14 protein-coding genes are annotated in these 14,807 nt (G+C 32.3%); 9 read left to right on the top strand and 5 right to left on the bottom strand.

The features are described 5' to 3' along the window. Positions 1-27: 27 nt before the first annotated feature. Together FBF22_RS00440 and aspA are read right to left on the bottom strand one after the other, a co-directional pair. The gene (locus FBF22_RS00440) at positions 28-1,365 is read right to left on the bottom strand and encodes an anaerobic C4-dicarboxylate transporter (protein WP_002885334.1); all 1,338 of its coding nucleotides are present in this window, start codon (positions 1,363-1,365) and stop codon (positions 28-30) included. A gap of 16 nt (positions 1,366-1,381) precedes the next feature. After that, positions 1,382-2,788, bottom strand: a complete 1,407-nt coding sequence (gene aspA / locus FBF22_RS00435) for an aspartate ammonia-lyase (RefSeq protein WP_002851742.1) — start codon at positions 2,786-2,788, stop codon at positions 1,382-1,384. A 270-nt stretch (positions 2,789-3,058) separates the two neighbouring features. Here aspA and ung point away from each other — a divergent pair, with 270 nt between their 5' ends. Continuing rightward, a complete protein-coding gene (gene ung, locus FBF22_RS00430) occupies positions 3,059-3,754 on the top strand; it encodes a uracil-DNA glycosylase (protein WP_002859767.1) in 696 nt (231 codons plus the stop codon). A 119-nt stretch (positions 3,755-3,873) separates the two neighbouring features. Continuing rightward, on the top strand, positions 3,874-4,569 hold the full coding sequence (locus FBF22_RS00425) for an aspartate/glutamate racemase family protein (RefSeq protein ID WP_002885333.1): 696 nt from the start codon (positions 3,874-3,876) through the stop codon (positions 4,567-4,569). Between the two features lie 193 nt (positions 4,570-4,762). Here FBF22_RS00425 and cydB read toward each other — a convergent pair whose 3' ends face one another. The 3 genes from cydB to FBF22_RS00410 are packed head-to-tail and all read right to left on the bottom strand — an operon-like array spanning position 4,763 to position 7,683. Beyond that, the gene (cydB, locus tag FBF22_RS00420; protein WP_002867829.1) at positions 4,763-5,887 is read right to left on the bottom strand and encodes a cytochrome d ubiquinol oxidase subunit II; all 1,125 of its coding nucleotides are present in this window, start codon (positions 5,885-5,887) and stop codon (positions 4,763-4,765) included. Then, on the bottom strand, positions 5,887-7,449 hold the full coding sequence (locus tag FBF22_RS00415; RefSeq protein WP_002885330.1) for a cytochrome ubiquinol oxidase subunit I: 1,563 nt from the start codon (positions 7,447-7,449) through the stop codon (positions 5,887-5,889). The genes cydB and FBF22_RS00415 overlap by 1 nt, the downstream gene beginning before the upstream one ends. Further along, positions 7,450-7,683, bottom strand: coding sequence for a DUF4492 domain-containing protein (locus FBF22_RS00410; protein ID WP_002851632.1), 234 nt, complete (start codon positions 7,681-7,683; stop codon positions 7,450-7,452). 112 nt (positions 7,684-7,795) lie between these two features. Here FBF22_RS00410 and cdtA point away from each other — a divergent pair, with 112 nt between their 5' ends. From cdtA to FBF22_RS00375, 7 genes are all read left to right on the top strand, one after another. After that, on the top strand, positions 7,796-8,602 hold the full coding sequence (gene cdtA / locus FBF22_RS00405) for a cytolethal distending toxin subunit Cj-CdtA (RefSeq protein ID WP_002854626.1): 807 nt from the start codon (positions 7,796-7,798) through the stop codon (positions 8,600-8,602). Beyond that, positions 8,599-9,396, top strand: a complete 798-nt coding sequence (gene cdtB, locus FBF22_RS00400) for a cytolethal distending toxin nuclease subunit Cj-CdtB (RefSeq protein WP_002851847.1) — start codon at positions 8,599-8,601, stop codon at positions 9,394-9,396. The genes cdtA and cdtB overlap by 4 nt, the downstream gene beginning before the upstream one ends. Positions 9,397-9,406: 10 nt before the next feature. Next, the gene (gene cdtC, locus FBF22_RS00395; RefSeq protein ID WP_052777749.1) at positions 9,407-9,976 is read left to right on the top strand and encodes a cytolethal distending toxin subunit Cj-CdtC; all 570 of its coding nucleotides are present in this window, start codon (positions 9,407-9,409) and stop codon (positions 9,974-9,976) included. Positions 9,977-10,147: 171 nt separating this feature from the next. Then, positions 10,148-11,830: an L-lactate permease gene (locus FBF22_RS00390; RefSeq protein ID WP_002859762.1), complete on the top strand. Its 1,683-nt coding sequence runs from the start codon at positions 10,148-10,150 to the stop codon at positions 11,828-11,830. Between the two features lie 119 nt (positions 11,831-11,949). Continuing rightward, positions 11,950-12,690: a (Fe-S)-binding protein gene (locus tag FBF22_RS00385; protein WP_002859761.1), complete on the top strand. Its 741-nt coding sequence runs from the start codon at positions 11,950-11,952 to the stop codon at positions 12,688-12,690. Continuing rightward, a complete protein-coding gene (locus tag FBF22_RS00380) occupies positions 12,687-14,126 on the top strand; it encodes a LutB/LldF family L-lactate oxidation iron-sulfur protein (RefSeq protein WP_002885326.1) in 1,440 nt (479 codons plus the stop codon). The genes FBF22_RS00385 and FBF22_RS00380 overlap by 4 nt, the downstream gene beginning before the upstream one ends. Continuing rightward, positions 14,119-14,775, top strand: a complete 657-nt coding sequence (locus FBF22_RS00375) for a lactate utilization protein C (protein WP_002857772.1) — start codon at positions 14,119-14,121, stop codon at positions 14,773-14,775. The genes FBF22_RS00380 and FBF22_RS00375 overlap by 8 nt, the downstream gene beginning before the upstream one ends. Positions 14,776-14,807: the final 32 nt, after the last annotated feature.

The following is a 14,807-nucleotide window of genomic DNA, read 5'->3' as shown; positions in this document are numbered from 1 at the left end:
CCCTAGGAGAAAAACCTAGGGTTTGATTTAAATAAGCATAGGAGCTAATACAAAGCCTAATACTACAGCAATTGCAATAGCTAAAACCCCTGGTATAAAGAATGAGTGATTAAATATAAATTTACCAATTCTAGTCGTTCCTGTATCATCCATTTGCACTGCACCAAGCAAGGTTGGATAAGTTGGAAGCACAAAAAGTGCCGAAACTGCTGCAAAACAAGCTACAAGCATATAAGAATCATGCGGATTTGCTGCTGAAATTCCTAAAGCAGTGATAATTACAGGTACAATGGCCTTTGCGGTTGCTGCTTGGGAATATAAAAGCATACTTGCAAAGAAAAATGCAACTGCTAACATAGCAGGGGTTTGTTTAACCCAGTCGCCTGCTACTTCTTTGATAGAAGCTTCGTGTCCTGCAACAAAAGTATTTCCAAGCCATGCTACACCAAAAACACAAACACAAGCAGTCATACCGCTTTTAAATACACTAGTGTCAAGAATTTTACCTGGTTCAACTTTACAAAGCCAAGTGATCAAAGTTGCTGCAGTAAGCAAAAAGCTCATAATAGCTGCATCTCTTGGAACCACAACAGGATCAATCCATTTAATATTACTTGAAATTGCGGTTGCATAAAGTACAACTGCCAAAACAGTGATCAAGAAAATTACCACTGAAAGTTTAGCACCTGGTTTATCTTCGCCATGCAAAACAGCTCCTGCATCCTTTACAAGTCCTGCTTTTAATCGTTCTTGATAAACACTATCCTTACTCAAATCCATAGGAGTGATTAAACTCACTATAAAAGCTGCAAGCATACAAGCTACAAAAGTTGTGCTAATCCAAATTCCAATTAAAGTTGGATAATTCCATCCAAGTGGCTCTAAAACTCCGCTCATATAAACCACAGCTGCACTTACAGGAGAAGCAGTGATTCCAATTTGCGAAGAAACAACCATTAATGAAAGTGGAACACTAGGTTTTATGTTTTGAGATTTTGCAACATCAACTACAACAGGCATTAAAGAAAATACTGCATTTCCTGTTCCTGCTAAGATTGTAAGCAACCATCCACAAGCTGGAGCTAAATAATTTATAAATTTAGGGCTTGATCTTAAAATTTTTTCTGTCACCCTTACCATATAATCAAGTCCACCTGCTTGTTGCATAGCAGAAATTGCTGCAATAGCTGCAGCAATAATTAAAATAACATCCCAAGGAATATTACCAGGTTTCATATCTAAAACAAGTCCTAGTATAACTACACCTAATCCTCCAGCATAACCTATAGCAATGCCGCCTAGGCGAATACCGATAAAAATCGCCCCAAGAAGGACGATTACTTGCAAAATTATCATTATATCCATATTAAATCCTAAAATGCTATTTTTTAGCTTCCATGTGAGGATTTAGCATATTTGATGGAGTTAAAATTTCATCAATTTGTTCTTTACTTAAAAGCCCTCTTTCAAGCGCAATATCAGCCACTCTTTTTCCAGTGTTCATTGCCTCTTTAGCTATAGAAGCTGAATTTTCATAACCAATATAAGGATTTAAAGCTGTTACTATACCTACTGAATTATAGACAAAGTCTGAACAAATTTTTTCATTTGCGGTAATACCATCTATACATTTATCAGCTAAAGTATACATTGCTTTTTCTAGCATTACAACAGAATTAAATAAGCTATATGCTACAACTGGTTCAAAAACATTAAGTTGCAATTGTCCACCCTCACAAGCAAAAGTTACAGTTACGTCTGCTCCAATAACAAAATAACAAACTTGATTAACTACTTCAGGAATAACAGGATTTACCTTACCTGGCATGATAGAACTACCTGGTTGCATTTTTGGAAGATTAATCTCATTAAGACCACATTTTGGACCACTACTTAAAAGTCTTAAGTCATTACATACTTTAGAAAGTTTTGTTGCAACACGTTTTAAAACACCTGAAATTTGTACATAAGCTCCCGTATCTTGAGTCGCCTCGATCAAATCCTCAGCCACAGTATATTCAAAACCTGTCACTTCTCTTATTTTTCTTTCTACAACCTTCGGATAATCAGGATGAGAATTAATTCCCGTTCCAATAGCAGTTCCACCCAAATTGATCTCTAAAATCAATTTTCTAGCTTCTAATACTCTTTGTATATCTTCACCTATCATTACGGCAAAAGTTTTAAATTCACGACCTAAAGTCATAGGTACAGCATCTTGCAGTTGGGTTCTACCCATTTTAAGAACATCTTTAAATTCTTCAGCTTTTCTCTCATAAGCTTTTTTTAGATGTTCCATAGCTTTTGCCAAATCACTTAAATAATCATGCAAGGCAAGGTGTAAAGCCGTAGGATAAGCATCATTAGTACTTTGACTTAAATTAACATGATCATTTGGATGAAGATATTGGTATTCACCTTTTTTATGACCCATAAGTTCAAGTCCTATGTTCGCTATAACTTCATTAGCATTCATATTTGTACTTGTTCCAGCACCTCCTTGGATCATATCTACTACAAATTGATCATAATACCCGCCTTCTAAAATTTTATCGCACGCTTTAATAATCGCATCTTGGATATTTTTATCCAAAAGACCTAATTCATGATTTGCCATAGCTGCAGCTTTTTTTACTCTAGCCAAAGCTCTAACAAAGCGAGGAAAATCTTTTAATCTATCATGAGAAATATCAAAATTTTCAACAGCTCTAAAAGTTTGCACTCCATAATAAACCTCATCAGAGATTTCTAATTCCCCAATAAAATCATGTTCTTTTCTTGTTCCCATTTTGAACCTTTCATAAAAGTATTTTAATTTAAAATCAAAAATTTTTGATTTAAATCATAAAATAATGATATTGCATTTTTAGTTAATAATTGATTAATAAGAAAACTACTTTCAAATACAATAAATTAAGTATTTTTATATCCTATTATGTCTTTATATTTAATTTTTATTAATATAAAAAATTTTATTTACTTCAAAAAAAATTAATATATTTTTGCAAGCTTTTTTGTTAGAATAAAATTTTTAATAATTTAAATAATTAGGGATAATATGGAAGAAATTACAATAAACATAGATAAGATTAAAATAAATGATGACTGGAAAGAATTTTTAAGAGACGAATTTCAAAAAAAATATTTTCTAGAAATCAAAAAACAATACCTAAATGCGATTAATCAAAATATAGTTATTTATCCGCCTGCAAATTTAATCTTTAATGCTTTTAATTTATGTCCTTTAAAAGAAATTAAAATTATTATCCTAGGACAAGATCCTTATCATCAACCAAATCAAGCAATGGGGCTTAGTTTTTCGGTTCCAAAAAATGTAAAAATCCCACCAAGTCTTAATAATATTTTTAAAGAATTGCAAAATGATTTAAACATCACTCCAGCAAAAAGCGGAGATTTAAGCTCTTGGGCAAAACAAGGAGTTTTGCTCTTAAATTCTATTCTTAGCGTTGAAGCAAATAAAGCAGCTAGCCATAGTTCGTGGGGTTGGCAAGAATTTAGTGATGCTATAATACATAAATTAAGTAATGAAAAATCAGGGCTTGTTTTTATGCTTTGGGGAAATTACGCAAAAAACAAGGAGATTTTGATTGATAATACTAAGCATTTGATTTTAAAAGCAGCTCACCCAAGTCCTTTAGCTAGAACAGGATTTTTAGGTTGTAAGCATTTTTCAAAGGCTAATGAATTTTTAAAAAAAGTTGGTAAAATTCCTATAGATTGGAAAATAGTTTAAAAAATTATTTTAAACTTTAATAAAAATATTAAAATATATTTATTTATTTAAAAATAAATCATATTTCTATGAAATATATTGTAATAAAACGACTCAAAAATTAATTCTTAAGGAGAAAAATGAAAACCATTGGTATTATAGGCGGAATGAGTTTTGAAAGCACTATTACTTATTATAAAACAATAAATCAAGCTATAAATGATAAATTAAAATCTTTAAATTCTGCAAAAATTTTACTTTACAGTGTTAATTTTGAAGAAATAGAAAATTTACAAAGCCAAGATAAATGGCAAGAAGCTGCACAAATTTTGACTCAATGTGCTAAAAAATTAGAACTTGCAGGGGCTAATTTTATAATAATTGCAACTAATACTATGCATAAGGTTTTTGATGAAATTCAACAAAATATAAATATCCCTATTTTACATATTGCAAAAAGTTCTGCTAAGGCTTTAAAACAAGAAAACATACAAAAAATTGGTTTATTGGGTACTAAATACACAATGACGCAGGATTTTTATAAAAAAGTGCTTATTGAAGAAAATATTAGCGTTATTATTCCTAGCGATGAAGATATAAAAATCGTTAATGATATTATTTTTAATGAGCTTTGTAAAGGTGAAATCAAGCAAGAATCTAAAGAAAAATATTTAAATATTATAAAAAAACTACAAGAAAAAGGGGTAAAGGGAGTGCTTTTAGCTTGCACTGAAATTGGTTTATTAATATCCAAAAATGATACAAATATCAAAATTTTTGATACAAGTCTTATTCACGCCCTTGATGCTGCTAATGAAGCTTTAAAAGATTTATAATTAAAAGATGCCCAAAAATGGGCAAATTGCAATATTTTGAAAAGATTTATACTTATATCGGTTTAAATCTTATCTTGCTTTATAGTTTGCTATCTTTTTCTAATTGATTGATATTTAGCATGATAAATTTATAGCTTAGATAAATTACTAAAGGCCAAGCCAATAAAAACAAAGCATGTAACATTTTTTCTCCTTAATATGCGTGATCATCGTTTGCGATTTCTTCGCGTGTGATTTTTACTTTATCCATTGCATTCCAAACATAGATAATATAAGCTAAAACAAAAGGTACAAGTAAAGACACATAAGCCATGACGCTTAGAGTATAATAGCTTGAACTTGCATTTTTTAAAGTTAAAGAACTTTGCAAATCACTTAAAGATGGGTAAAAAGCACTTTGACCTAAACCAATGCTTGATAATAAAGCAAAAACTGTTAAAACCGTTCCAAGTCCTAGGGTAAAAATAGCTTTAGAGCAACCTTTTGCTCCTTGAACCATACCTAAAAGCACTAAAATCACACCAACAACAAGCAAGATAGCAAAAATCATTTGATTTAAGAAATTATATAAATACAAATTCGCACTCATGCTTACAACTCCATTTGCATCTACACTAAAACCATCTTTTAAGAAAATCCACACTAAAAAACCTAAGAAAAAAGGTAAAAATAAAATGCTATTGACCATGAGTTTTTTCATAGCTCTTATTTTGATATTCTCATCATTGATATTGTTCATAAAATACGCTGCACCTAAAAGCCTTGCTAAAAATACTAAAGCTAAGCCTAAGAGATAATTAAAAGGATTAAGTAAAAGTTCTAAGCCATGCAAAGGATTTTGCCAAGAAACAAAATTATGCTCATTTAAGATAAATTCAGAGCCGCTAAAAAAGCTACTTACCGCAACTCCGATTAAAAACACACCTAAATAGCCATTGATTTTAAGAAAAATTTCATAGGTTTTAGAGCCATAAACATTATTTTCTTTTTTGCGATATTCATAAGCTACAGCTTGCAAGATAAAACAAAATAAAATACAAAGCCAAGCCCAATAAGCACCGCCAAAACTTGTACTATAAAAAAGTGGAAAAGCCGCAAAAGCTGCTCCACCAAAAAGTACGAGAGTTGTAAAACCAAGCTCCCATTTACGCCCTAAAGAATTGACTAGCATGGTTTTTTCAAGCTCATCCTTGCTAAGCTCATCGATTAAAGTCTGTCCACCTTGGACAAAAAACATAAAAACCAAAAGTCCGCCGAGTAAACTTAAAATCAACCACCAATAAATTTGCAAACCTTCAAGTTCTAAACCAAAAAACATTATTTTTCTCCTTTGCCCATAAGTGGAGTATGTCCTGCATGTGCGTCAAAACCTTTTTTAATCTGAGTAAGCATGATTTTAACTTCTGCAATCAATAAGGCTGTAAAAAGTACTGCAAAAATCCAAAATGAAATTTGAACATTGACTTTTCCAAGTTGTGTTGCTGCGATATGTACAGGAAGCAAGTCTTGAATTGCCCAAGGTTGTCTGCCTACTTCAGCAACAATCCAACCTGCTTCAGCGGCAATATAACCCAATGGAATGGATAACAAACACACCCAAAGTACTTTTCTAAATTTCTCAATATCATTTGCCATGGTAAGATAAAGCGTAACGATGAAAAGTAAAAAGAAAAAACTTCCTAAAGCAACCATGATATGAAAGCTATAAAAAGTTAAAGCCACAGGTGGAATAGTATCGCTTGGTTTTTCTAAATATCCATAACCAAAATCTTTAAAATGAGTTTCTAAAATGGATTTGTGATTTGCCATAGCTATTGTATCATTGTTTTCTTTAGCAAGTTTATAGTCTTTTAGAGCTTGTATAGCGATTTTTCCTCTATCGATACGATTTTGCATAGGTTCTATACCTTTGCTTTCATTTCCATAGATCAAATCTTCAATTCCTGGAATAAAAGAATTTGGATCACGGTTTCCTAATATAGAAAGAGCGTAAGGTATAGTAATGTCAAATAAAAACACACTTTCGTTATTATCTATGGTTTTTTTAGGATTTAAAATTCCAAAAGGTACAAGTCCTGCACGATGTTCACCTTGATAAACCCCTTCCATAGCTGCAAGTTTCATAGGTTGAGTTTGAGTTACACGGTAAGCGCTTTCATCTCCGCTGAAAAACAAAAAGATTGAACAAACCAAACCAAAACTAGCTCCTACAACTAAGCTTTTTTTAGCCTCGATAATATGGCGTCCTTTTAACATAAACCAAGCTGAAATTCCCATTACAAATAAAGCTGAAATCACATAACCACTGCCTATGGTATGTAAAAATTTTGAAATAGCTACAGGAGAAAGTGCTACTTCAAAAAAGCTTTGCATTTCATTTCTTGCTGTGTCAGGGTTAAAGCTCATTCCTACAGGATATTGCATCCAACCATTTGCCACTAAAATCCAAAAAGCAGAAAGATTACTTCCTATAGCCACACACCAAGTTGAAAGTAAGTGAAAACCCTTGCTTACTTTATCCCAGCCAAAAAACATAACTGCAAAAAAAGTAGCCTCTAAAAAAAATGCCATAATACCTTCAACCGCCAAAGGTGCACCAAAAATATCACCCACAAACCAGCTATAATTTGCCCAGTTTGTTCCAAATTCAAATTCCATTATAATGCCTGTAGCTACACCGATAGCAAAATTTATAGCAAATAATGAAAGCCAAAATTTGGTGATTTTTTTCCATCTTTCATTTTTAGTTTTTACATAGATGGTTTCCATGATAGCGATCATAAAAGACAAGCCTAAGGTTAAAGGCACAAACAAAAAATGATAAAGTGCAGTTAAAGCAAACTGCGCTCTTGACCAATCAACGCTACTAAGTTCGTTCATTTATTTTCCTTCGAGTGTAAGATTTTTGAGTACAAAAGTGCTTTTTTCTTTGTCGCTTTTAAAAATAGAATTAAAATTTACATCAAAAACAAAAAGTTTTAAAATCACAAACATAACAAAAAGTTTGATAAAAATAATTTTCCAAAGGGTCTTTCCAAGAGTTAAATTTTTAAAACCTTCTTTGTAAAAATTAAAAATTTGAGAGATGCTAAAATATAAGTGTTTAAGATACATGTAAATTCTACCTTTAAAAACAACAAAATAAAACATTTTTAAAAAGCGGAAAATTATAATGAAATTTATGTTATTATTTTCTTAAAAATTTAAATACATATCAAGGTTTTTAATGCAAAAAATTATAGTTTTTATTTTATGTTGTTTTATGACTTTTTTTCTTTATGCATGTTCTTCTAAATTTGAAAATGTAAATCCTTTGGGGCGTTCATTTGGCGAATTTGAAGATACTGATCCTTTAAAACTAGGACTTGAACCTACTTTTCCTACCAATCAAGAAATTCCAAGTTTAATTAGCGGTGCTGATTTAGTACCTATTACTCCTATTACCCCACCTTTAACTAGAACAAGCAATAGTGCCAACAATAATGCAGTAAATGGGATCAATCCTCGCTTTAAAGACGAAGCTTTTAATGATGTTTTAATTTTTGAAAATCGCCCTGCGGTTTCTGATTTTTTAACCATTTTAGGCCCTAGCGGAGCAGCTTTAACGGTTTGGGCTTTAGCACAAGGAAATTGGATTTGGGGCTATACTTTAATCGATAGTAAAGGATTTGGCGATGCTAGAGTTTGGCAACTTTTGCTTTATCCTAATGATTTTGCAATGATTAAAAATGCCAAAACCAATACTTGTCTTAATGCTTATGGTAATGGAATTGTCCATTATCCTTGCGATGCAAGCAATCACGCACAAATGTGGAAACTTATCCCTATGAGCAATACAGCGGTTCAAATTAAAAATTTAGGAAATGGAAAATGCATACAAGCACCTATTACAAATCTTTATGGTGATTTTCACAAGGTTTTTAAAATTTTTACCGTAGAGTGTGCAAAAAAAGATAATTTTGATCAACAATGGTTTTTAACTACTCCGCCTTTTACTGCAAAACCTTTATATCGCCAAGGAGAGGTACGATGAAAAAAATTATATGTTTATTTTTATCTTTTAACCTTGCTTTTGCAAATTTAGAAAATTTTAATGTTGGCACTTGGAATTTGCAAGGCTCATCCGCAGCCACAGAAAGCAAATGGAGTGTTAGCGTAAGACAACTTGTAAGTGGAGCAAACCCCTTAGATATCTTAATGATACAAGAAGCAGGAACTTTACCAAGAACAGCCACTCCAACAGGACGCCATGTGCAACAAGGTGGAACACCTATTGATGAATATGAGTGGAATTTAGGAACTCTTTCAAGGCCTGATAGGGTTTTTATTTATTATTCTCGCGTTGATGTAGGAGCTAATCGTGTAAATTTAGCTATAGTTTCAAGAATGCAAGCTGAAGAAGTGATTGTTTTACCTCCACCTACTACAGTTTCAAGACCCATTATAGGAATTCGCAATGGAAATGATGCTTTTTTCAATATCCATGCTTTAGCTAATGGAGGAACAGATGTAGGAGCAATTATCACAGCTGTAGATGCACATTTTGCAAATATGCCTCAAGTTAACTGGATGATAGCAGGGGATTTTAACCGTGATCCTTCTACTATAACAAGTACAGTGGATAGAGAATTAGCAAATAGAATTAGAGTGGTTTTTCCAACTAGCGCAACTCAAGCAAGCGGAGGGACTCTTGATTATGCAATTACAGGAAATTCAAATAGACAACAAACCTATACTCCACCGCTTTTAGCTGCAATTTTAATGCTTGCAAGTTTAAGATCTCATATAGTTTCAGATCATTTTCCAGTAAATTTTAGAAAATTTTAGGACATTTAATATGAAAAAAATTATTACTTTGTTTTTTATGTTTATAACTTTAGCCTTTGCAACTCCTACTGGAGATTTGAAAGATTTTACCGAAATGGTTTCTATAAGAAGCTTAGAAACGGGAATTTTTTTAAGCGCCTTTAGGGATACCTCAAAAGATCCTATTGATCAAAATTGGAATATTAAAGAAATTGTTTTAAGCGATGAGTTAAAACAAAAAGATAAATTAGCTGATGAATTTCCTTTTGGTTATGTGCAATTTACAAATCCAAAAGAAAGCGATCTTTGTTTAGCCATCTTAGAAGATGGAACCTTTGGAGCAAAATCTTGTCAAGATGATCTAAAAGATGGTAAATTAGAAACTGTATTTTCTATAATGCCAACAACAACTTCAGCTGTGCAAATTCGTTCTTTAGTTTTGGAATCTGATGAATGTATAGTAACTTTTTTTAATCCAAATATTCCTATACAAAAACGCTTTGGAATAGCCCCTTGCACCCTAGATCCTATTTTTTTTGCTGAAGTAAATGAACTAATGATTATAACCCCACCTTTAACAGCTGCTACCCCTTTAGAATAAGATTTTTATCTTGTTCTATTTTTATATTTATTTAATATTTATGATATTACTAAAATACACAAAATAATTAATAATAATACAATGTAATTTACCTTACTCTATAATTCTTTTATTTTAATTTAATTTTTTGTTACAATAAATTTATACATAATAATTATCAAGGAGGAAAAATTGGAACAAATTTTAACATGGCAACAAATTTATGACCCTTTTTCAAACATTTGGCTAAGTGCTTTAGTGGCATTTTTACCTATACTATGTTTTTTAGTTTGTTTGGTTGTTTTAAAACTTAAAGGCTATCAAGCAGGTTTTTTAACTGTTATACTTGCTACTTTAGTAGCTTTATTTGCCTATAAAATGCCTTGGAATTTAGTGGGTGCAAGTTTTATTCAAGGCTTTACAAATGGTATGTGGCCTATAGCTTGGATTATCATCGCGGCAATCTTTCTTTACAAACTTTCTATCAAGTCAGGTTCTTTTGAAATCATTAAAAAAAGCGTGATGAGCATTACTCCAGATCATAGAATTCAAGTGATTTTAATAGGTTTTTGTTTTGGTTCATTTTTAGAGGGTGCTATAGGTTTTGGTGGCCCTGTGGCTATAACCGCTGCACTTTTAGTAGGACTTGGCTTGCGTCCTTTACAAGCTGCAGGGCTTTGTCTTATCGCAAATACCGCTCCTGTTGCTTTTGGTGCGGTGGGAATTCCTATTATTGCTATGGCAAATCTTGTCGGCATAGAACAGCATTCAGTTTCTGCCATGGTAGGTAGAATGCTAGTTCCTTTAAGCCTTACTATACCTTTTTTCATAGTTTTTTTAATGGATGGATTTAAAGGTATTAAAGAAACTTTTCCAGCTATTTTAGTTGCGGCGCTAAGTTTTACAACTACTCAATTTTTAAGCTCAAATCACCTAGGAGCGGAATTACCTGATATTATTTCAGCTGTGGTTTCTTTAGCAGTTACGACTGTATTTTTGAAATTTTGGAAACCAAAAAATATTTTTAGATTTGACAATGAAAGCAATTTCACTCAAGATAACACCTTAAGTTTTAATCAAATTTTAAAAGCTTGGTCACCTTTTATTTTACTCATTGTTTGTATTATCATTTGGACACAACCTTGGTTTAAAGCCCTCTTTGACAAGGACGGAATTTTAAGCTATACAAGTATTACTTTACAATTTAGCAATATCACAACTGGAATTTTAAGCCCTTCTATCACAGGCATAGGAGAAGCTAAGCCTTTATCTTTGGCCTTGGGTGTAGATTTAATCAATGGAAAAACCGTAGCTCAAGCAGGAACAGCGATTTTACTTGCCGCTTTTCTAACTATAGCTATTTTAAAAATCAAAGCCGAAGATGCTGCAGAATGCTTTTGGGTTACCTTAAAAGAAATGGCTATACCTTGTATCACCATAGGTTTGGTTGTGGCCTTTGCTTTTATCTCTAAAAATAGTGGTATGAGCACTACTTTAGGACTTGCTTTTGCACACACAGGTGATGCTTTTTCTTTCTTTTCACCAATCATTGGCTGGATAGGGGTATTTTTAACAGGCTCTGATACAAGTGCTAATTTACTTTTTGGAACCTTGCAACAAGTAAGCGCTCAAAAACTAGGTATTAGCGAAGCTTTATTTTTAGCAGCTAATTCAGTAGGTGGGGTTGTTGGAAAGATGATCAGTCCACAAAGCATTGCTATAGCTTGTGCAGCGGTTGGACTTGTGGGAAAAGAATCTGATCTTTTCAAATTCACATTAAAATATTCTGTAGCTTTTATTGTTTTAATAGGAATTTGGACTTGCATTATAGCTTTTTTCTTACAAGGAATCATCCCTGAAGTTATAGTGAAATAATTAAAAATTTAAGTTTTATTTCAACAAATATTCATTTTTAGAATATTTGTTGGAAATTTTACTTTGCTTTTATTTTTACAGGATTAGAATATTTATCCTAAATTATCCCAAAAGGAGAGATGATGAAAAAGGTGTATTTTTACGCCACATGCTTAGGAACTGCTGCTATGCAACAAAGCGTTTTAAATGCAATAAAACTTTTAAGGCGTGAAGGTATTGAAGTGATTTTTAAAAAAAATCAAACCTGTTGTGCTCAACCTTCTTTTAACTCAGGTTATTTCGATGAAAGTCGTGAGATTGCTTTATATAATGTAGATTTATTTGATAAAGATTATCCCATCGTTGTGCCAAGTGGTTCTTGTGCGGGTATGATGAGTCATGACTATAAAGAACTTTTTAAAAACAGACCTGAATTTTCTAAAGTCAAAGATTTTAGCTCTAGGGTTATAGAACTTTCACAATACCTTGATGAAGTTTTAAAAGTAGATTATGAAGATAAAGGTGCACCTATAAAAGTAACTTGGCATTCTAATTGCCATGCTTTAAGAGTGCAAAAAAGCATACAAGCAAGCAAGAATCTTATCAAAAAACTAAAAAATGTAGAATTAGTAGAACTTCAATACGAAGAAGAATGTTGTGGTTTTGGCGGAACTTTTTCAGTAAAAGAGCCTGAAATTTCAAATGCTATGGTAAGAAGTAAAATTAAAGATATACAAAATAGCGGTGCAAAATATCTCATCAGTGGCGATGGAGGTTGTCTTTTAAATATAGATGGTACAATGAAAAGAATGGGTTTAGATATAAAAGGCATACATTTATATGACTTTTTACTTAAACGCTTAGAAGGAGAAAGACTATGAGTCAAAAAATTCCTCACGAACAAATCGTTCAAATTAAACTCAATGACAAACAAATGCAAGAAAATTTAATGACTGCCATGCATACTTTACAAAAAAATAGACTCAATGTTATTGATGCTAGATTTAAAGACTGGCAGGGTTTAAGATCTAAAGCTAAACAAGCTAAAAACAATGCCTTAATGAGTTTAGAAGAAAGGCTTTTAGAATTTGAAAAAAATGCTACAAAAAATGGCATTAAAGTGCATTGGGCAAGTAGTGATGAAGATGCCTGTGAAATCGTCTATGAAATCATGAAAGAAAAAAATATCACCAAGCTTTTAAAAGGTAAATCTATGGCAAGCGAAGAAATAGGCCTAAATCACTACCTAGAAAAAAAAGGGTTAAAAGCTATAGAAACCGATCTTGGAGAGCTTATTTTACAGCTTAATGAAGAACCCCCTTTACACATAGTTGTACCTGCCATACATAGAAACCGCCATGAAATCGGAGAAATTTTCAAAGAAAAATTAGGAGCAAATTTAGAAAACGATGAACCCGAAAGTTTAAATGCGGTGGCTAGAGAACATTTAAGAAAAGATTTTGAAGGCTTAAAACTTGGACTTAGTGGGGTCAATTTTGCCATGTCAAGAGAAGGAGCTTTTTGGCTTATAGAAAATGAAGGAAATGGTAGAATGTGCACTACAGCACCTGATATTCATATCGCACTTTGTGGTATAGAAAAAGTCATGGAAAGCTTTGAAGATGCGGCTACTATGGTTTCTTTACTTACTCCTTCAGCCACAGGACAATTTATACCAACTTATAACAATATCATTACAGGCCCTAGAAAAAATGGAGATTTAGATGGTCCTAAAGAAGTACATGTGATTTTATTTGATCACAATCGCTCTAAAATGTTAGCTCATGAGGATTATTATGAGGCTTTGCGTTGTATTCGATGCGGGGCTTGTATGAATTTTTGCCCTGTTTATGATCAAATCGGCGGACATGCTTATCAAACCACTTATCCAGGACCTATAGGAGAAGTAATCAGTCCTAATATTTTTGGTATAGATCATACAGGAGATATTTTGAATTTCTGTTCACTTTGTGGGCGTTGTTCTGAAGTTTGTCCAGTCCAAATTCCTTTGGCTGATCTTATTCGCAAATTAAGATGTGATAAAATAGGACAAGGTAAAAATCCACCTTTAGGAGCAAATAATGTTCATCACAATGCCCTAGAAGCCTTTGCTTTTAAACAATTTAAAAATATCGCAACCAATGGCGATAAATGGCGTTTTTCACTTTCAAAAGCACATTATTTCAACTGGACGGTACAAAATTTCGCAAGCATTTTGCCTGTGATTAAAAAATGGTACGCTTTTAAAGAATTACCTCAAATTAAAATGGATCTTTATAAAGAAGTGCAAAAACTAGAAGGAGTAAGCTATGAGTAAAATCGATGAAATTTCAAGCAAAAGCAAAGCAAATATTTTAGAACATCTTAAAAAAGCTTACAAAGAAACAACTTTCACACGCATTGAAAGTATAGATCCTGTAGAACATATCCAGACAACCCAAGATATGCTTACAGAAATGAAGCAAAAAATGAGCGATAACAAATACATCGTTGAAAATGCTACAAAAGATACCTTAGAAGAAAAAATCAATGAAATTGTCGCAAAATATGGCTTTAAAAGTATGATTTATGGAGCGGATTTAAATTTAAATTTAGAACAAATCAAAGCAGAAAAAAAGATTTGCTTTGATAAAGAAATCGAAAATTTAAGATCTGAAGTTTTTCATAGTGATTTTTCCATCATTCACGCAAGAGCAGGGGTAAGTTCTCACGGAGTTGCACTTATACCTTCAAGTAAAACCCAACCTAGAATGCTAAGCCTTGCACCTAAACTTTGCATAGTATTACTTAAAAAAGAAAATGTTGTTAAAAGTCTTAGCGAAGCTTTAAATTTAGTAAAAAAAGAAAATGAAATTTTACCTACTAATATCTTATTTATAGCAGGGCCTTCAAGAACAGCAGATATAGAACTTATCACTGTTTTTGGTGTTCATGGGCCACAAATTGCACATATTATTATTTACTGATTCTATATCTAGAATCAGTAAGTCTTAACTTT

It is taken from the genome of Campylobacter sp. CFSAN093260 (genome assembly GCF_012890095.1).
Lineage (GTDB): Bacteria > Campylobacterota > Campylobacteria > Campylobacterales > Campylobacteraceae > Campylobacter_D > Campylobacter_D jejuni.
The sequence above is the reverse complement of the archived record's forward strand: the minus strand, read 5'-3'. Positions and strand labels throughout refer to the sequence as shown.